Genomic DNA, 17,881 nt, shown 5'->3' with positions numbered 1-17,881 from the left:
CGTGGGGCGCCGGTCGAGGAAGGACCCACCGGGCGTTTCCGGTGGGTCCTTTCGGGTGAGGACTACTCGCGGCTGTTTTGCCCGCGGCCTGGGTGCATGAGCCCAGTACGGAGAAAGGGACTGTGGCTGACGTGTCCGGTGCGGCGTGAACAGGACACAGGGTCCCCGGTCCCGCGAACCGGATATCGACGGACCACGGATGTGATGATTTCCTGTTCGCACGGAGGTGCACATGACATATCTGCGATCGCTTCCCCACGACGCCGCACTGCCACACGTGCTGCGGGCGTTCCCCGACACCTCAGCGCCGCTGCTGGACTACCATCAGGCGCTGCTGCGCGGCCCCTCACCCTTCAGTGTGGCCCAGCGGGAATTGATCGCCGCCTACGTCTCCGGCCTCAACGCCTGTACTTACTGCCACGGGGTGCATACCGCCACCGCTCATGCCTTCGGCGTCGAAGAGGGCCTGCTTTCGGAGCTGCTGGCCGACATCGACACCGCTGAGGTGGAGGCGCCCATGCGGCCGGTACTGCACTACGCCCGGAAGCTCACCTTGACGCCGAGCCGCATCACCCCCACCGACGCCGAGGACGTCTACGCCGCCGGATGGGACGAGCACGCCCTCCACGATGCCGTATCGGTGTGCGCGCTGTTCAACTTCATGAACCGGCTGGTCGAGGGGCTCGGGGTCACCGCAGGCGACTCCTACTTCACCGCGGCCGCCACCCGGCTGAGCGGCGAGTCCGGCTACGCCGGCGTGGCATCCGCCACGGCCACGAACCACGGTACAGCCGCTGATACGGCACCAGAGTGACCGCCACTGCGGCTGATACCGGTCCCGCGGCCGGTACCGCAGAGCACGAAAAGCGAAGACTCCTGGGTAGTGATGGAGGCGTGAAAAGGTTTTGCCCGCTGCCGGGCGGCGGGTGATCTTGAGTGGAAAGCAGCGGCAACGGCGACAGGGTTCTCACCCGGGTGGGCTGGTACGGGCGCTCGGCGAGGCGGCCCCGCCCCCCGGCCTGGGGCAGGCCGGGGGGGCGTTGTGAGTGGTTCAGGCCTGGTTGGGGCCGGATCGGCCCACGCTGGCGATGGCATCGGTCAGCAGCCGGGGGCGGGTGCCGATGGAGTTGAGGAAGATGGCGGTGACGGAGGCGGCCATGGCGATCATCGCCCACACCGGATAGACCAGTCCGGTGGTGGCCAGGGGGACGCCGATGCCGTTGAAGGTGAAGGCGAGCGCGACGTTGGCGCGGGTGCGCCCATAGGAGCGGCGGCTGATGTCGCGGGCCTGCAGGACGGCTGCGACCTCGCCATGCAGCAGCACGATGTCGGCCGATTCCACGGTGATGTCGGTGCCGCCGCCGGCCGCGATGCCCACGTCGGCCTGCATGAGGGCGGGGGCGTCGTTGATGCCGTCGCCGACCATGGCCACCCGGGTGCCGCCGTCCTGCAGCTCGCGCACGATGGCGGCCTTGTCTGCGGGTCGCACCTCGGCGTGGATCCGGGTGATCCCCAGCCGGGCGGCGATGCGGCGGGCGGCGGGCTCGTTGTCGCCGGTCACCATGATCGGCTCCAGGCCGATGCGGCGCATGGCGGCTACGGCCTCGGCGGCGTCGGGGCGCAGCTCATCGCCCAGTGCGATCACCCCCAGGGCGGTGGTGTCGACGGCCACGGCGATGACGGTGTGTCCGGCGGCTTGGAGCTGGTCGATGCGCGCTGCCAGGGCGCTGGTGTCGATCCCTTCCTCGGTGAGCAGCCCGGGCCGGCCCACCAGCACTGCCCGGCCGTCCACACGGGCCCGCACGCCGGAGCCGGTCAGCGAGGTGAACTCCGCGGCTTCGCCCACGGCCAGGCCGCGGGCGTGGGCGGCGGCCTCGATGGCGCGGGCCAGCGGATGCTCGGAGTGGGCTTCAGCGGCCGCGGCCAGGCGCAGCAGCTCACCGACGTCGCCGTCGACGGCCTCGACGGCGCGCACAGTGGGCCGCCCGACGGTGAGGGTGCCGGTCTTGTCTAGGGCGATACGCCGCACCAGCCGGAAGGTCTGGAACGCCTCTCCGGTGCGCATCACGATGCCGGAATCGGCGGCAGCGCCGGTGCCGCGCACGATCGCTAGCGGCGCGGCGATCCCGACCGCGCACGGATAGCCCATCACCAGCACGGCCAGGGCGGCAAACACCGCGCGGCGCACATCGGGCTCTCCGGCCCAGATCCAGCTGCCGGCCAGCCAGGCCGACAGCGCCAGCGCCGAGATCGTGAGCACGGCGGGGGTGTAGACGCGCAGCACCCGATCGACCAGGTGCAGGATGCCGGGTTTGAGGGCGCGGGCATCTTCCACGTGGCGCACCACCTGGGCCAAAAACCCCTCGGCGCCGGTCGCGGTGACCTCGATGAGCAGGCTTCCGGTGCCGTTGATCGCGCCGCCCACCGCCTCCTGGCCGGGGCCGCGTTCGGCTGGCACCGGCTCCCCGGTCACCAGGGACAGATCGATGGCGGAGTGTCCGGAGGCGATGCGCCCATCCAGCGGGATGCGTTCGCCGGGCCGCACCCGCACCTGCTGCCCGACAGCGACGTCCTCGACGCCCACCTCGGTTTCGATGCCGTCAGTGTTCACCAGGCGGGCCAGGTCGGGCTGCAGGTCCAAAAGCTTCTTGATCGACTGGCTGGAGCGGGTCTTGACCAGCAGCGACAGCCATTCGGAGAAGATGTGGTAGTTCGCCACCAGCACGCTCACGGCGAAGAATGCCGCTGTCGGGTAGCCGGGCAGCACGCCACTCAACCCGATCACGCCGCCGGCGATCCCGGCGAACGCGCCGAACTCCAGCAGCACGTGCTGGTTCAAAATCCCCCGGCGCGCGGACTGGTACGCCATGCGCAGGATGTGGGGGGCCACCCCGAACACCACCGCCACGGCCAGGATTCCGGCCAGCCACCCGATGACGGGCTGCTCCAGCACGCCGGTGGCGCGCAGCACCAGTGCCGCCAGGCCGGGGGCCACGATGGCCAGCGCACCGGCCAGGGCCCTGCCGGTCCCGGTGGGGCGCAGCAGCGCGTAGGCCAGTGGCACCATCACCACGACCACGCTCAGCGGCACCAGCACCGACCAGATGCCGGTGACCTCGGCGATCAGCCCGATCGCGGTCAGGCTCGCGGCCACCGCGGCCAGCAGCCGCCGACCCTCGGCGACCAGGTCGGCCTCTTCCTCTTCGAACGGGCGCAGCTTGCGCGGGTCATACAGTTCGTAGCCGACGTCGCGCAGCGTGCCCAGAATCTTCTCCGGCCCGACCACACCCGGGTCGTAGTCGATGAGCGCCTGCTCATGCGTCAGGCTCACCGACACCTGCCCTACGCCGTCCATGCGGCCCAGCGCCTTTTCGATCGTGCCGGTGCACAGCGAGCAGTGCAGGCCCGCGATGCGGGCCCGGATCCGCCGGTGCCCAGGCGTGGTGCTGGGCTCCGAGGCCCACAGCCGCGGCTGCTCATCGGCCGCGGTACTCACCGGCTCGCCTCCTCCACGACCTCATAACCGGCCGCGCCGATCCGCTCGGCCAGCACGCTACGGTCGACCAGCTCCGGGCTCAGTCGGATTTCCACCCGCCCGCAGACGTGGTCGGCCACCACCCCGCGCACGCCGTCCACGCGGTGCAGCACGCGCTCGATGCGGCTCGCGCACCCCTCGCACGACATTCCCTTCACTCGCAGCACCAAGGTCTCCATCGCTGCTTCTCCTCCGCTTCGACGTGCGGTTTCGCGTTCTTCAGATACGCTAGAACCTTGCCCTTAGGGCAAGGTCAAGCGTGGATATCGCCGCAGAGGAGACCGTCGTGGAGATGACCGTGGGGGCCGCCGCCCAGGCGGCCGGGGTGAGCGCCAAAGCGGTGCGACTGTGGGAGTCCAAAGGGCTGCTGCCGCCCGCGCAGCGCACCGAGGCCGGCTACCGCCTCTTCGCCGACACCGACGTGAGCGTGCTGTGCTTCATCCGCCAGGCCAAGACCCTGGGGCTGAGCCTGGCCGAGATCAAAGACGTCCTCGACCTGCAACGTCACGGTGATGCGCCGTGCGAGCGGGTCACCGGCCTGCTGGACGCCCACATCGCCGACATCGACCGCAAACTCGCCGACCTGCGCCAACTGCGCCGCACCCTCACCGGCGCGCGCCGCTCCGCCCGCGCGCACCAGCGCCGAGGCGACCACGCCGCCATCTGCCGGATCATCGAAACCGCCCCCGGCCCCGACTGAGACCCCCGCACCGCGGCAGCACCCGCACAATGACGGCGGGGGGTGGGGACCGGCCGGTCCCCACCCCCACTCCTTGCGCAGGCTTATCAGGCCGAGGCCATCGCCCGGCACTGCTCGGCGCAGCGCCGGCACGCCGCCGCGCACTCCCGACACGCCTGGGCGTCGTACTTCTCGCACTCCTCGGCGCACGCCTCACAGATCTCGGCGCACAACTCACACACCCGCGCCGCCCACCGCGACCCCCGCGACAGCAGCGTCACACACAACGCGCAGATCGCCGCGCAATCCAGGCACAACCGCGCACACTGCGCCATCTCACCGTCGTTGACACAACAGGTGTAGGCGCACGCCTCACACGCCTGCTGGCACTCCGCGCACGCATCCACACACGCCTTGTTGCGCTCCTCCACCGTTGCCACCGCCATGACCATCCCCCTCTGATCACCGATCTTTACTGGCCAACGCGGCCGTTTACCCGCCAGCAGCGAAAACACACCAACGCGCACCCGACCACACCTCCGCACGCTAAAACCCTGCCCCCGCGACAAGGTCAAGAGCAGCCACGGATCAATGCGGAACCAAATGGCCAATCAACTCCACCGGCGCTCCCGGCTCTATAGCGCCGGATCGGGACCGGCGATCGCAACGCGACAATGGCTACAGAATCCGACGATGGGCAAGGTAGCGGCGCCCCTTCGTCCACGCCGCACACCTCAAGCGGCCCGCGGCCGAGGGCGCGGTCGGGTCGCGGTGAGCTGGGCCATGGCGGTCAACCATCTCGGTATGCTCGGCGCCCGGCTGGGTGCCAAGGGGATGTCGCTGTACAAGTACGTCGCCACAAGGACGACATTCTGGACGGCATGGTCAGTGTGCTGTGAGAGGAGAGGGCGAGCCCGCAGCCGACGACTGGCGTGAGGCCGTACGGCCTTGGCCCGCTCCCTGCGCGCCCTGATGCATCGGCTCCCCAGGCCGCGCCGCTGCCGACCAGTCGACAGCCCCTCCTCGAAGGAGCATTGCGAGGGCGCGAAGCCGTCCTGCGGATGATGCGCGCAACGGGGTGCCCGAGGTGTGCGCGGCCGCGCTACTGCGCACCGTCTTCACACATGGAATCGGGTTTGCTCTGGCCGAGCCGACCTGGGCGCAAGCGGACGTCGGCGGCGACGCGGTGAGCCGCACGCGATACGTCGCCGCCATGCTGCCCCACAACGCCTCCGACAACCTCGTACGGACCGCGCTACTGATCTGCGAGGACTGCGGCATGGACGACCGGTTCACGATCGGAATCGACCTCATGCTTCGAGGACTGGACTCCTACCTGCGGGCCCCCACCGGACCGGCCCCTGGCGCGGACACCGCCCTCTGATTGGGCGCATAGGCGTTCTTCTCCCAGCGGCCAGGCCGCTGCGGCGGATCGGGGGTGGCCGGGCGCCGCCAGGATTCCGTCGGGTTTCAGTAGCAGCCGAAGCCGTTGCCCTGCCAATCTCAATCCATTCGCTTTCGCGGATGTTTCTGTCAGCACAGTATTCGCTCAAGCGAATACAGCAACCGAGACGAGGAGTCCGCCCGCCGCCAGGGCCGCCGCGCCTACGGATGCCGACCACATCGCACTCGCCCACGCCCTGACCGCCGACAGCCACACCACCCTGACCCGATGCAACCGCGCCGGTAGCCACCGCCGCCGCCAATGAGGGCCGGCCATACGCCTTGTCCCGTCCTCACCGCAGGACACGCGGCGATGCCGTCTGTCGCTCGCTTCGGTCTACTCAGTTCCGAAAAAGACGCCCACCAGTGATGAATCCTCCGGCTGGAACGTCCGCTACTGGTCTGGGAAGCGGGAGAGATCTCCGCGGGAATCCGGTACGAAAAAGCACATAAGTAAGCGGAGAGCAAGATCTCAAGGAGAGGAATGCGCTCCATGAATGATCTGTTCGGCCGTAATCGGCTCGGCCAGGCGGTAGTCGTCACCACGTTCGCGTTGGTGGTGGCGGGTTTCCTACTCGATCCGCCCGTTGCTTGGGGGTTGTGGGCGGCCGGCTGGCTTCTGCAGGGGGCACATGCATGGCAAACGCGTTCCGATGTGGACGGTTGCACTGCTGGTTGACCGGCCCCTTCTGTCTCACAGCAGCCGTGGCCAGCGTTATTCTCTGGTCCGACGTGCTGGGATTCGGGCAGAGCGGAGCAGATCTGTTCGCCATCGCCGTGGTGGTGACCGGCCTGGTGTCGACTACGTACCCGAACGTTTTGGCCGCAGATACATTGGACACGCCACCGGTCAATCCGCGTCCGGCCGCGACAACGTTTCCTGAGTTCCTTCCAGTCTCATTCGCTGGGCGATCGGAACGGTTATTGATACGGAACGGACGTCTTTCTTTCATGATCGTGTAGTTCTGCGGGTGGGGCGGCGAAGCGATGCAGGGCCTGGCGCCGCAGTCGTGGTCCTCGACACCGGACTCTGGATTACTTGGCGCGCCGACCGACAGCGCCGCGTACTACTCTCCCCTGGCTCTGTCTCGCCTCGCTCCGATCACCACCGGTACCGAACCGGCCGCGGCCGGGCTGCGCCCCCGGCCGCAACCCGGCTGCGGCCCCCAGCGTCCCCGGGGATCGCCCCGCTTCCCGGGACTCCGACCAAGCAACTACATCTACTCCTCACCGGCCGCACGGTCCAGCGCGTCGAGCAACTCCTCCAGCGACGGATTCCCCAAAGACAGAACCTCATCACCGATCAGGAAGACCGGAGTACCGATCACCGCCTCAGGCACGAGAACCGCGGAATCAGCAAGATCGACCACCTCGATCGGGTGACCGGGGCGTTCCCGTCGCGCCCGGGCGACGAGGTCGAGCGCCCGCCCGCAGCTCGCGCACCCGGGCGCGATGTAGACCCGCAGCGGCACGGGGACGGTCACGCGGAGCGGCGACTGCGGGTATCCGAGCCGGACCGCGCGGTTGATGACATGAGACGTACCTCCAATTGGGAAAGGGGATATCCCCCTGCTGACGCTCCGCTCCCACCTTGGCGGTCCGGTCTGCACCGCTTCGGTATCCGCGGTCACACAACGCCGATTCCGTCACCCGCCGCCTTCCGCTGTCCGCCCCGCACCGCGCTCCTGTCGACGCACAGCGGGCCGACCGGGGGCGTCGGCGAACAGCGAGCGTTTCCCGGGTCTCTCCGCTCAGCCGCGGGCACGGCGCAAACCGTCCGGATCGAGCACCAGCACGCTGCCCCGACGCAACCGGATCAGGCCCTGGCCGGCGAGATCACCGAGCGCCTTGGTAGTGCGTTCGCGGGTCGTGCCCGTCAGCCGCGCGAGCTGCTCGTGGGTGAGCTTGACGGAAACCGGGCGGCCGCCCTCCCCCGCCGGCCCCGCAAGCGTGCACAACGTCCCGGCAGTGCGTTCGGTGACGTTCTTGCACACCATGTCGGTCAACCGCTGCTCGCAGTCGGCCAAACGCTGCCCGAGCTGTTCGACGACACGCGCGGCGATACGCGGATCCGACAGCAGCAGCCCACGCACGTCCGCATCACTCATCAGACAGAGCATTCCGGGCCCCATCGCCTCGGCCCAGGCCCCGTTCATCCGCAGACCCAACGTCTTCGTCTCACCGAAGATGGTCTCGGGCCCGGCAATGGCGGTCGTCACGGTGCGCCCGTCCTCAACCATCCGGAACAGCCGCACCCGGCCGCGCTTAACGGTCACGAAAGCCACAGACCCGCGAACGCACTGCGGTGAGGACCTCCCGGCTTTGTCCGTGCCTGTTCCACCGCCGCACCGGCCCCCGCGAGGACGAGCGGGTGCTCGCCCTCCGGGCCCTTGGCGTGGCGGATAACCGCGGTATGCCCCTATCCGTCAGGCCTCGCGTCGGCTCAGGCCGTACAGCGCTACCGCGGTGACCAGTCCGTAGACGACGTGGCCCATCAGACTCGTCATCGCGGTCTGGTCGACGCCGAACAGCGGCATGCCCAGCATCATCGGCATGGCGATCAGCGGGCCGAGCACCCACCAGAGGACTCCGTAGACGACACCCGCGCCCAGCACCGGCCACAACCGGTCGGCGAAGGACCCGGCCAGAACCCCGAACACCAGCCCGATGCCGGCCGAGATCACCAGATGGACCAGCCCGCCCACCACAGCGCTGTCGCTACCCACCATCGAGGCGATCGTCGTCAGCATGCCCATCATCGCCATGAGGACCCCGAACACGACTCCGCCGACGATGCCGGCCACCACCCCCCTCCAGGCGTGGGTCACCGCGTGGGACCGGGCGTGAGCGATCGTGGACATGGCTGCTCTACCTTTCTTCGTGGGTTTGGTCTGGCCAGTCGTAGGGTCGGATCTCCCGGGGATGCCGGGTATGGCTGTCATGGCTGAGCCGCCTGATGGCTCAAGGAGCTTGGCCGTCCGGCATCCCGCGACGACTCGACCGCTGATTGGGAGATGCGACTCGATCGCTGTGTAGAGCAACGCCGGCGAGGTCGTCTGCGGGATCGATCGACAACGAGCTGGCGGAGGTGCCCGCGCCCCGGATCTGGGCCGGAGTGGACATCGGCAAGGAACACCACCACTGCGTGGTCATCGGCCCCCAGGGCCGACGGCTGCTGTCGCGCCGTGTCCTCAACGACGAAGCCGAACTGCTGGAGCTGGTCGGCGACGTCCTGGCCCTGGACGACGATGTCCTGTGGCCGGTCGACCTCAACCACGGCGAAGCGGCCCTGCTGACCGGCCTGCTGCTGGCCCACGACCAGCCCGTCGCCTACCTGACCGGTTATCAGACCCCGGCCGCCCTGCGCCGCCTGGGCACCAAACGCCTGGAGACCTGGTTGCGGGCGCGTGGGGTCAAGGGCCCGGCGGCGCTGGCTCAGACCGCTGCCGAGGCCGCTCAGGCGCAGCGCACGCGCCTTCCCGGCGAGAAGACGGCGGCGGCGATGGTGGCCCGCCTGGCCGGGGAGGTGATGCGCCTGAACGAGGAAATCACCGAGACCGAGGCCCTCATCCAGGCCCGGTTTCGCGACCATCGGCACGCCGGACTGATCACGTCGCTGCCCGGCATGGGAGCTCTGCTGGGCGCGGAGTTCCTGACCGCGACCGGCGGCGACATGGGCATGTTCGGCAGCGCCGACCGTCTGGCGGGCTATGCCGGCCTGGCATCCGCTCCACGCGATTCGGGGAAGGTCAGTGGCAATCTGCGAAGACCTCGGCGTTTCCACCGCGGCCTGCTGCGGGCCTTCTACCTGTCCTCGATGGCCAGTCTGCGTTCGTGTCCGGCGTCGAAGGCCTATTACGACCGTAAGCGGGCTGAGGGCAAGGGGCACAAGCAGGCGTTGCTGGCGCTCTCGCACCGCCGGATCAACGTCTTGTGGGCCATGCTCCGTGACGGTACGCCCTACCAAGGTTCACCCCCGGTCACCTTGGCTGCTTGACACCAGCATTGGGAAGCCCCTTCCGTACTGTTGCCGCGTCCGCGCTCCGCGGACGGTGTCGCGCGGCCGGCCGCGCCACGCGCCCTGCGGCGCCGGTGCCCGCGGTCGTCCGGTGGCGGCCCGATCCGCCGGGTCGCCGCAGAAGAGCCGGCTCGGTCGTGTCCGCGTATTTCTTGGTACCCCTGGCCTGCGCCACACGCTCGATCCCTGTCGTATCGCTGACACTCTTGTCCGGCAGGCGAGCGGGATGAGACGTACTCGGGTAGGGGGACGGCGCGCCCGCGGGAAGGCCCGGGCGGCCGCGCGTCCACCGCCGGCCGGCGGCCGTCCGAAAACGAGAGGGAGAAGAGGCGTCACCGATGATCCGCGCCGTGTGGAACGACACCGTACTGGCCGGGGCCCGGCACACCGCCACGGTCGAGGGGAACCACTACTTCCCGCCCGACTCCCTCAACCGGGGGTGTTTCACCGACTCCCCGACGCGCACGCTGTGCCCGTGGAAGGGCGTCGCCCGCTACTACAGCCTCACGGTGGACGGGCAGACCCACCCCGACGCCGCCTGGTACTACCCCAGGCCGACCTTCCTCGCCCGGAGGATCAAGGGCCACGTCGCGTTCTGGCCCGGAGTCAGGATCGAGGAGACCGGACGGGCGGAGGCGCCGGAGCCCGGCCGCCGCAAGTCCCTGCGGGAGGGAGGAGCGTGAACCTCATCCGCCCCGATCGGGAGTTCATCACCGCCGGGAGCACGGAAGGCTCCCCCGGACGGCTGCCCGTCCTGCGGATCGGGGTCGCGGGCGGCGCGGTGGGGATGCTGTGCTGCGCCGGCCCCACCGCGCTCGGGACCCACAGCACGCCGTACGCCGTCACCACGTGGCTGGAGACCTTCGCATGAACCACGACCTCCTGGTGATCGGCGGCGGAGCCGCCGGACTCGCGGCCGCCCGGACCGCCGTCGCCCGCGGAGCGCGCCCGCTGCTGGTCACCGACGGCCCGCCCGGAGGCGACTGCACGTTCACCGGTTGCGTCCCGTCCAAAACACTCATCGAGGCCGCCGGACGCGGGACGGACTTCGGCACCGCCATGCGGCGGGTGCGCGACGCGGTGTCGCGGATCGCGGCGACCGAGGACGAGGCGGCCCTGTCCGCCGAGGGAATCGAGGTGCTGCGCGGACGCGCGGTGTTCACCTCCCCGAGGGAGGCCGAGGTCGACGGCCGCATCGTCCCGGCCGACCGGGTGGTGGTCGCGGCCGGCAGCGAACCGCTGATCCCCCGCATCCGCGGGCTGGACGACCTCGACCATCTCACCAACGACACCGTCTTCGAACTCGACGCCGCGCCGCGCAGCCTCTCGATCCTGGGCGGCGGCCCGATCGGCTGCGAACTCGCTCAGGCGTTCGCCCGATTCGGCACCGACGTCACCGTGATCGAGGCGCGGGACCGGCTACTGCCGAGCGAGGATCCCGAAGCCTCGCAGGTGATCACCGAGCGATTCAAAGCCGAGGGGATCACCGTGCGCACCGGAGCCGCCGCGACCCGCGCCCGCCCAGTGAACGGGCGCGCCCGATTGGAGTTCGACGGCGGCGAACCGGTCGTCGCCGACCGGGTCCTGGTAGCGGTCGGACGCAACCCGGCCACCGCCGGGCTCGGCCTCCGCGCGGCGGGAGTGGCAGTCGACGAGCGCGGCGCGATCCGCACCAGCGACCGCATGGCCACGACCGCCCCGCGCGTCTACGCGGCCGGCGACGTGACCGGGCGGCCCGCGTTCACCCACGCCGCCCACCTCATGGGCCGCATCGCCGCCGGCAACGCACTGCGCCGCGGCCGCCGGGCCCGCTTCGACGAGTCCGCCGTCCCCCGCGTCACCTTCACCGACCCCGAGGTGGCCCAGATCGTCCCCACCGAGGCCGAAGCCGCACGAAACCACCCCGGCGCGCGGGCGGCCCACCTGCCGATGTCGGAGGTCGACCGCGCGATCACCGCCGGGCGCACCGACGGGTTCGTGAAGATCATCTCGGACCGGCGGCCCTGGCTGGGCAACCTCGGGGGCGGCCGGGTGCTGGGCGCCACCATCGTCGGCGAACGCGCCGGAGAACTCTCCACGAGATCGCGCTGGCCGTGCGGACCGGTATGTTCACCGGCCGTCTGGCGCAGACGACGCACGCCTACCCCACCCACGCGATCGCGGTGCAGCAGGCCGCCGCGCAGTTCGTGATGGAATACGGCGGGCGCCGGGCACGGCCCGTCCGCAGACCCTACTGACCGCGCCTGACCACCGGATCCGCCGGCCAGGGCAGGCAGTAGGAACTACGGTTCTCCCGTACCGTCAACGTTGCCCGTACCGATATCGACGAACGTCATCACCCCACCGCTCCCTGCCCTGCCCCGTCGGCACTCGTCCGGATCGGCGGTGTCCTCGTCCAGCGGGGTGAACAGCAGACCCTCCGCGTATGGCGCGGAGCGTCCCATGACGAAGACGGCGGCCGTCTCCCCGTAGAGCCGACGCGCGTCCTCGATCGTGCGCCGTCCTTGGAGAATCTCCATGCACAGGTTGAGTGTGAGGGTGTTATAGGCCTCGTGATCGCAACGGGCACCGATCTGCCCGGCCGTGCGGTCCACCAGGACGCTGCCGTCGAAGGCCACCAGGTCCGAGACCCGCCCTGAAGGGATAAAAAGGGGTAAAGCAGTCGACGTACTGGGTTAGATAGTCGGTATGCGGAGTGTCGGCCGTCTACGGCTTGCCGCGCTATCTCCTCAAAGGAGACCTGATGGCCCATTCTCCGCTTCTTAAACTCCCAGCGCTCTTTTCGCGCCGCTCACCACGGACAGCCTTGACCGGCCCGGCATGGCGGTTCGGAGCTTCCCCGCAGGACATCGCGGGATACCTCTCCCCGTCGTCCGCGCAGCATCGGCTCCAGCCGGTCCAACGAGCCCATCGGATCTAACCCGACCGGCATCCGAACGTTCCCGTGGCTTGCAGGTGGCCGGACGCGTCCGCTCGGTTGTTATCAGGAGGCGAGGGTAGAGAGGGAATCCATGGCTGCGATCTCGGATTACGCCCTACTCGGGGATTGCCAAGGCGCCGCCTTGGTGGCGTTGGACGGTTCGATCGACTGGTGGTGCCCCGCGCGGTTCGACGCGCCCAGTGTGTTCGCGCGCCTGCTCGACCCGGCGGCGGGGCACTGGTCGATCCGCCCGCGGGCTGAGTACACGGTGACGCGCCGATACATCGAGGACACCATGGTCGTCGAAACGGAGTTTCGCACCGGTGATGGCCTGCTGCGCCTCACCGATGCGCTGGCGTTGGGCGCGGGTGAACGCGGCCATCACATCGGGTACGGCTCACCGCATGTGCTGCTGCGCCACGTCGAAGCGGCGCGAGGCGAGGTGGAGGTCGACGTCGAACTCGCGGCGCGCCTGGAGTACGGGCGCATCATCCCGCAATCCACGCCGACCCCGTTCGGCATCGAGTTCGTTGGCGGAGCCGACCGGCTGACGCTGACGAGTGACCGCCACCTAGGTGTCCAGGACGGGGGGATTGCCGGGCGGTTTACCCTTGGCGAGGGAGAAAGCGCGATGTTCGCGTTGCGCCACCGCCACGCCGCCGATGTGGCGACCGCACCGCTCGACGGGCGAGCGGCGTTACGCGGCACCGTTGCCGGGTGGCGGTCGTGGGCCGCGCTCCACCAGGGCTACCAGGGCCCGTACCGTGCCCACGTGGCGCGCAGCGCCCTCGTGTTACAGGCGTTGACATTCCAACCCACCGGCGCGGTCATCGGTGCTGCCACCACCTCGCTGCCTGAGCAGATCGGCGGCAAGGCGAACTGGGATTACCGGTTCGGTTGGCTGCGCGACGGCAGCCTCACGCTTAAGGCGCTGTGGGTCGCCGCCTGCCCCGATGAAGGGCGGCGCTTCTTCGAGTGGATCGCGTCCTCAGCCGGTTCACTCGCCAAGGGCCCCATACCGGTCATGTTCGGGGTCGCTGGTGAGCACGACCTGAGCGCGCACCGGCTGGAGCACCTCGCCGGTTACTGCGATAGCAGGCCGGTGCGCGTGGGCAACGACGCCTGGAAGCAGAAGCAACTCGATGTCCTTGGCGAGGTCCTCGAGTGCGCCTGGATACTGCGCGATCAACTCGGCCCGTTGCCGCCGACAACCGCCGCCCTCCTGTCCGCCCTCACCGATCGCGCCGCCGCCGCGTGGCAGGAGCCTGACGCTGGCATCTGGGAAGGCCGTGAGGGCGAGCGCGACTACCTGACCTCCAAACTGATGTGCTGGGTCGCGCTCGACCGCGGCATCAAGCTGGCCGACCGCCTTGGTGCCGACGCGAGCATGGACCGCTGGAAAGCCGCACGGCAGGAGGTGCGCACGGCGATCCTCACGCGCGGCTGGGATGATTCGGTCGAGGCGTTCACCGGGGCGTTCGGTTCTGGTCACCTTGACGCCGGCGTGCTGCTCCTACCGATCGTCGGCTTTCTGCCGGGCGACGATGAGCGGGTCGTGGCCACCCTTGACGCGATCGAACAGGATCTGTCCAGCGATGCCCTGGTGCAGCGCTGGACGAACACCGGTAATGAGAGCGCCTTCGTCGTCTGCTCCTACTGGCTTGCCGCGGGACGGGCGCTGGCCGGGCAGGTCGACCGCGCCAAAGAGATCTTCGAGGCCGTAACCACCCACGCCAACGATGTCGGGCTGCTGTCGGAGGAGATCGACCGCCGCGACGGCGCACTCATCGGCAACTTCCCCCAGGCGCTGTCCCACATCGGCCTCATCAACGCCGCCTGGACCATCGCCCAAGCCGACACACCAGGACAGTAGAACCGAGAGACCGGACGGCAGAGAGCAGCTGAGGCCCAGGAACGGCAGACCGGTTCCAGCGCCAAACCGCACGCTGCATGGCGGCGTCATCGTCGGTGAACAGGCGATAGCCGACCTCGATGCGCCCGACGGGAACAACAAGTCCCTGGACTCCCAGAGGCGGACGGCCTTGGCGCTGACCCCGGCGGCTTGGGCGGCGGTGCACTCTCGTCGGGTGGCGGAGGCGCATGCCCTCGCACAAGTCCGCATCCGAATTGTCTTCCACCCCATGATGACACCGGCGGTCGAACAACACATCACGGTGCGACTCTGCACCTGATGTCAGATCACCTGTGCCTTCTCGTCTTGCGTCGATCCTCCTTCCGATGCACGGGTGCGGGCTCAACGAGGCGGCAGGGGTGTTGTGACTGATCAGCCTGTAGACGCGTTGGTTGTAGCTGACGGTAGCGACGTCGCAATGTGGTCAAAGCGGCCTTGATACCCCCACTGCTTTATCAGCCGCCCCCAGCGCTCTTTATGCTCGAAGCACGCGGCAATCTCCTTGCCGCTGGGCAGCGACCCATCCTCACGGCGATTGTTCAGCGCCCACTGCCACGCATCCACCTGAATCCGTGGTACGGCCTCGGACGGCTCCGGGATTTCGGCGTCAGCCTTCTCCCTGCCGCTACTCGCCGCTGCGACCACTCGCAGCTGCGGACGTCGCTGCTCTTCGTCATGCTCAACGTTGCTGTCAGGCCCGCCGCCGTGCGTAGGTTCGGCCTCGGCGGCAGGGCCGGCCTGCTCCGTGAGTCCAGCGTGCTCATCGTCTACGGTCGCATTGCGTTCGCCACCGGCGTCCGTGCGGAACTCGCGCATCAGCAGTTCGTAGGCGCCCATCAGCGCGAAGCTCGGCCAGGCGTGGATCACCCGCGACCACACGGTGGGATCGGCGACCGCGACGTTGGCCGCGAGACTGGCCGCGCTCCCAGGACCAGCAGCGTCCACGGCAACGCCCCGCCGCGGCGGCCGTGGCGGGCGTCGGTGAGCAGGGCCATCGACGAGGCCACGATCATGCCGTCCACCGACAGCGGAAACAGCGCCGCGCGCCACTGCGGCTCGCCGTGGCGCTGCGCCAACTCGAACATGTGGCTGTAGCTCACGACGGCGGCGATGACCGCAAGCAGCAGCACCGCGGCGATCGTGATCCACCGTGATCCACCGTGACCAGCGGTCAGAACCCATCCGAGACCACCATCCCGTCCCACGCCGTATCCGCGGAGACGATCGCGGATCGGATCCCGGGCACGGGAGTCCTCTGATGTCGCTCGCCGGACGGATGCTTCCCGTACCCCTGCGCCGGTCTCAGTTCCCGTCTCAGTTCACCTCCGACCGCCGGGGTCCGCTGAGATACGCCGCCGCAGGTCAGAACGGTGGCGAACCCCGGCGAACGGGGTGTGATCGCTCTCCTAAAGCGGGTGTCGCAGGTTCGAATCCTGCTGGGGCCACCACTGTGACCTGTGTCTTCACGTGAGTGAGCGACTCCAGGTCGCAGGACCGGTCTCAGTTTCGGTCTCAGTTGCGGAATCAGCTCCACAGCGCCTCCCCCATCCGGTCGGCCGCTGCTTGATCCGCCAACCGACCCGCACCTCACAACGCACAGCCCCGCCGCACTGCGAACACGCCTTCGCATCGGCGGCAAAGAGACCGCACATCAGGAAGGCGAGCCGGCAGTGATCTCGCACACGGCCCGAATGCGCGACCAGCGCAAGCCCAACGCCTCCGCCTGGCGGGCACCCAAGGCCAACCCGACCGACCAGCGGGATCCATTGCGCCGATTCCGAGGGAGTGTCAAGTTAATGGTGTGGCTGTTTTTCCTGGTCAGCGGCGTGTCGTGGTGGGGCGGCCGTCGAAGGTGAGGTCGAAGGCGTTCAGCGCCTTCTTCCGGCGTGCGCTCCAGCGGGCCCGGCCGATGCCCTTGGGATCCAGACTCATCAGCGCCAGATAGGCGCATTTGGGCGCGGCGTGTTCGGCGGGGAGGTGCCCGCGGGCCTTCACCGCCCGGCGGATGCGGGCGTTGACCGCGTCGACGAAACAGGACCGGATAGAGCGGATCCAGGGGCCGGTCCTGCCATTCGGCCATGCGTTCCATGGCCGCGTCGGTGATGGCCGAGACGGTCTGCTTTTCAGACCTCGGCGCCATAGACCTCGGCCAGATGCGCACAGGTCTCACATGGGTGAGCCCCTTGGCGCCCAGCGACAGCACGGCGGCTGTTGACGCCGTTCAATCGCCGCTGGCGTCTCTGGACGATGTGGGGTTCAAACGAGCCGTTGCGGTCGCGGGGCACCTCGATCTCCACGGGGCCGGCCTCGGTGGCCACGGTCGTGGAACGCGTGCCGTCGCGCGCGTTGCCGTTGCCGTCGGCCTTCTCGGAGCGCGCGTGCAAGGCAGGAGCCAGGTGCTCATCCATCTCGGCCTGGAGCACGTTTTCCAGGGTGGCCGTGGCGAGTCGGGACAGCAGCCCGTTCTCCCCGACCATGCCGATGCCCTCGGCCTTGGCCATCAGCTCGGCGACCAGCTCCTGGTCCGACCTGCCAGTATCCGTCTTGATCTGCGACTTATCACTCACAGTGGGCTCTTGCCCACTAAGAGTTGCGCCCTTACCTGTACAGTCCCGGCCGATGCCCGAGCCCTCGGGGCGGCCTACTGGCGATGGATCCCGAGGGTGACAGTGACGGACCGATCGACGCTCACCGGGTCCGGGGGTCACTCCACCCTGGAGCCGGTGCGCCGGGCGTAGGCGCGGGCCGCGCGGGCGCGGTCGCCGCAGCGGGTCGAGCACCAGTGGCGGCGGCCGCGCCGGAGCAGGTAGCGGTTGCAGGGAGCCGATCCGCAGGCGGTGAGGCGTTCGGCGGCGACGGATGTGAGCAGATCGGCGGCGTCGGCGGCCAGGGCCGCCAGGGCGTGGTCGACGATCTGGCTGGTGGGATGGGGGGCGGCCCGGTAGGGGCCGGTCTTCTCATCCCAGGCCAGCAGCGGGGCTGTGGGCACGCGTGTCAGCGCGTCGTTGACAGCGCCCAGCGCGCCGGAGAGGGCGGGCAGCCCGGCCGCGCGCGAGGCGAACAGCGACCTGATCTGTTCGCGGAGTGAACGCAACTGCGCGGCGCACATCTCCCGCATGCCCGCGTCCACTGGGGCCAGGCCGCGTTCGGTCATCCACGCGTTCACTGCCGCCGGGGTTCCCAGGAGATCGACGAAGTGCCCGCCCGGAAGCGCGATGACGCTGTTGGCCAACGCCAGGGACAGGTACCGGTCCTCGCCCGGGGCGGGCGGAATCTCAGGCTCGGCGGTCACGGCGTCGTCCATGGACCTCATGCTACGGACTCCCTGCCTTTCCGGAGCCTCACGGATAAATTTGTCAATATCCGTGAGATTC

At 69.2% G+C, this 17,881-nt stretch carries 20 protein-coding genes and 1 pseudogene; 9 read left to right on the top strand and 12 right to left on the bottom strand.

Annotated elements, in window-relative coordinates; translation table 11 throughout:
• Positions 1 to 232: 232 nt before the first annotated feature.
• Positions 233 to 814, top strand: coding sequence for a carboxymuconolactone decarboxylase family protein (locus HDA32_RS02875; RefSeq protein ID WP_179641687.1), 582 nt, complete (start codon positions 233 to 235; stop codon positions 812 to 814).
• 237 nt (positions 815 to 1,051) lie between these two features.
• Here the strand turns inward: HDA32_RS02875 and HDA32_RS02870 are convergent, their stop codons facing one another.
• Positions 1,052 to 3,496 (bottom strand): heavy metal translocating P-type ATPase, encoded by a 2,445-nt coding sequence (locus tag HDA32_RS02870; RefSeq protein WP_179641686.1) that lies wholly within the window; start codon positions 3,494 to 3,496, stop codon positions 1,052 to 1,054.
• On the bottom strand, positions 3,493 to 3,714 hold the full coding sequence (locus tag HDA32_RS02865) for a heavy-metal-associated domain-containing protein (RefSeq protein WP_179641685.1): 222 nt from the start codon (positions 3,712 to 3,714) through the stop codon (positions 3,493 to 3,495). Before HDA32_RS02865 ends, HDA32_RS02870 begins: the two co-directional genes overlap by 4 nt.
• A gap of 80 nt (positions 3,715 to 3,794) precedes the next feature.
• Between HDA32_RS02865 and HDA32_RS02860 the strand changes: the two genes are divergently transcribed.
• On the top strand, positions 3,795 to 4,235 hold the full coding sequence (locus HDA32_RS02860) for a MerR family DNA-binding protein (RefSeq protein WP_312863013.1): 441 nt from the start codon (positions 3,795 to 3,797) through the stop codon (positions 4,233 to 4,235).
• A gap of 86 nt (positions 4,236 to 4,321) precedes the next feature.
• Here the strand turns inward: HDA32_RS02860 and HDA32_RS02855 are convergent, their stop codons facing one another.
• Positions 4,322 to 4,660 (bottom strand): four-helix bundle copper-binding protein, encoded by a 339-nt coding sequence (locus tag HDA32_RS02855; RefSeq protein WP_179641684.1) that lies wholly within the window; start codon positions 4,658 to 4,660, stop codon positions 4,322 to 4,324.
• Positions 4,661 to 5,292: 632 nt separating this feature from the next.
• On the opposite strand from HDA32_RS02855, the gene HDA32_RS02850 reads away from it, so the two are divergent.
• On the top strand, positions 5,293 to 5,598 hold the full coding sequence (locus HDA32_RS02850) for a hypothetical protein (protein WP_179641683.1): 306 nt from the start codon (positions 5,293 to 5,295) through the stop codon (positions 5,596 to 5,598).
• A gap of 552 nt (positions 5,599 to 6,150) precedes the next feature.
• Positions 6,151 to 6,336 (top strand): hypothetical protein, encoded by a 186-nt coding sequence (locus HDA32_RS02845; protein WP_179641682.1) that lies wholly within the window; start codon positions 6,151 to 6,153, stop codon positions 6,334 to 6,336.
• 541 nt (positions 6,337 to 6,877) lie between these two features.
• Here the strand turns inward: HDA32_RS02845 and HDA32_RS02840 are convergent.
• From HDA32_RS02840 to HDA32_RS02830, 3 genes are all read right to left on the bottom strand, one after another.
• Positions 6,878 to 7,141: a thioredoxin family protein gene (locus HDA32_RS02840; RefSeq protein WP_179641681.1), complete on the bottom strand. Its 264-nt coding sequence runs from the start codon at positions 7,139 to 7,141 to the stop codon at positions 6,878 to 6,880.
• Positions 7,142 to 7,408: 267 nt separating this feature from the next.
• Positions 7,409 to 7,933 (bottom strand): Crp/Fnr family transcriptional regulator, encoded by a 525-nt coding sequence (locus HDA32_RS31675; RefSeq protein WP_312863012.1) that lies wholly within the window; start codon positions 7,931 to 7,933, stop codon positions 7,409 to 7,411.
• Between the two features lie 150 nt (positions 7,934 to 8,083).
• Positions 8,084 to 8,518 (bottom strand): hypothetical protein, encoded by a 435-nt coding sequence (locus HDA32_RS02830; RefSeq protein ID WP_179641680.1) that lies wholly within the window; start codon positions 8,516 to 8,518, stop codon positions 8,084 to 8,086.
• Positions 8,519 to 8,745: 227 nt separating this feature from the next.
• On the opposite strand from HDA32_RS02830, the gene HDA32_RS02825 reads away from it, so the two are divergent.
• The 4 genes from HDA32_RS02825 to HDA32_RS02810 all read left to right on the top strand — a co-directional run bounded on the left by HDA32_RS02825 (position 8,746) and on the right by HDA32_RS02810 (position 11,865).
• The gene (locus tag HDA32_RS02825; protein WP_179641679.1) at positions 8,746 to 9,654 is read left to right on the top strand and encodes an IS110 family transposase; all 909 of its coding nucleotides are present in this window, start codon (positions 8,746 to 8,748) and stop codon (positions 9,652 to 9,654) included.
• A 359-nt stretch (positions 9,655 to 10,013) separates the two neighbouring features.
• Complete coding sequence (locus HDA32_RS02820; RefSeq protein ID WP_179641678.1) at positions 10,014 to 10,358, top strand: DUF427 domain-containing protein; 345 nt, start codon at positions 10,014 to 10,016, stop codon at positions 10,356 to 10,358.
• Entirely contained in the window at positions 10,355 to 10,546 is a 192-nt protein-coding gene (locus HDA32_RS02815) for a hypothetical protein (protein ID WP_179641191.1), read from the top strand. Before HDA32_RS02820 ends, HDA32_RS02815 begins: the two co-directional genes overlap by 4 nt.
• Positions 10,543 to 11,865 carry a dihydrolipoyl dehydrogenase family protein gene (locus HDA32_RS02810; RefSeq protein ID WP_218882304.1) on the top strand — a complete coding sequence of 441 codons (1,323 nt, stop codon included), beginning with the start codon at positions 10,543 to 10,545 and terminating at the stop codon, positions 11,863 to 11,865. The genes HDA32_RS02815 and HDA32_RS02810 overlap by 4 nt, the downstream gene beginning before the upstream one ends.
• 92 nt (positions 11,866 to 11,957) lie before the next feature.
• On the opposite strand, the gene HDA32_RS02805 is transcribed toward HDA32_RS02810, so the two are convergent.
• Positions 11,958 to 12,293, bottom strand: a complete 336-nt coding sequence (locus tag HDA32_RS02805) for a hypothetical protein (RefSeq protein WP_179641677.1) — start codon at positions 12,291 to 12,293, stop codon at positions 11,958 to 11,960.
• A gap of 393 nt (positions 12,294 to 12,686) precedes the next feature.
• Between HDA32_RS02805 and HDA32_RS02800 the strand changes: the two genes are divergently transcribed.
• Positions 12,687 to 14,468: a glycoside hydrolase family 15 protein gene (locus HDA32_RS02800; protein ID WP_179641676.1), complete on the top strand. Its 1,782-nt coding sequence runs from the start codon at positions 12,687 to 12,689 to the stop codon at positions 14,466 to 14,468.
• Between the two features lie 411 nt (positions 14,469 to 14,879).
• Here the strand turns inward: HDA32_RS02800 and HDA32_RS31300 are convergent, their stop codons facing one another.
• The 5 genes and pseudogenes from HDA32_RS31300 to HDA32_RS02785 all read right to left on the bottom strand — a co-directional run bounded on the left by HDA32_RS31300 (position 14,880) and on the right by HDA32_RS02785 (position 17,811).
• Complete coding sequence (locus HDA32_RS31300; protein WP_281370363.1) at positions 14,880 to 15,374, bottom strand: hypothetical protein; 495 nt, start codon at positions 15,372 to 15,374, stop codon at positions 14,880 to 14,882.
• Positions 15,371 to 15,637 (bottom strand): DUF2637 domain-containing protein, encoded by a 267-nt coding sequence (locus tag HDA32_RS31295; protein WP_312863011.1) that lies wholly within the window; start codon positions 15,635 to 15,637, stop codon positions 15,371 to 15,373. Before HDA32_RS31295 ends, HDA32_RS31300 begins: the two co-directional genes overlap by 4 nt.
• A gap of 959 nt (positions 15,638 to 16,596) precedes the next feature.
• Positions 16,597 to 16,662: pseudogene (locus HDA32_RS32015) on the bottom strand (hypothetical protein); the annotation flags it as partial.
• Entirely contained in the window at positions 16,631 to 17,074 is a 444-nt protein-coding gene (locus HDA32_RS30130; RefSeq protein ID WP_218882303.1) for a transposase, read from the bottom strand. The pseudogene HDA32_RS32015 and the gene HDA32_RS30130, both read right to left, overlap by 32 nt.
• A gap of 137 nt (positions 17,075 to 17,211) precedes the next feature.
• Positions 17,212 to 17,811, bottom strand: a complete 600-nt coding sequence (locus HDA32_RS02785) for a CGNR zinc finger domain-containing protein (RefSeq protein WP_179641675.1) — start codon at positions 17,809 to 17,811, stop codon at positions 17,212 to 17,214.
• Between the last annotated feature and the right edge of the window lie 70 nt (positions 17,812 to 17,881).

Origin of the sequence: Spinactinospora alkalitolerans (genome assembly GCF_013408795.1) — a bacterium.
Lineage (GTDB): Bacteria > Actinomycetota > Actinomycetes > Streptosporangiales > Streptosporangiaceae > Spinactinospora > Spinactinospora alkalitolerans.
This window is presented reverse-complemented; position numbering and strand designations above follow the sequence as displayed.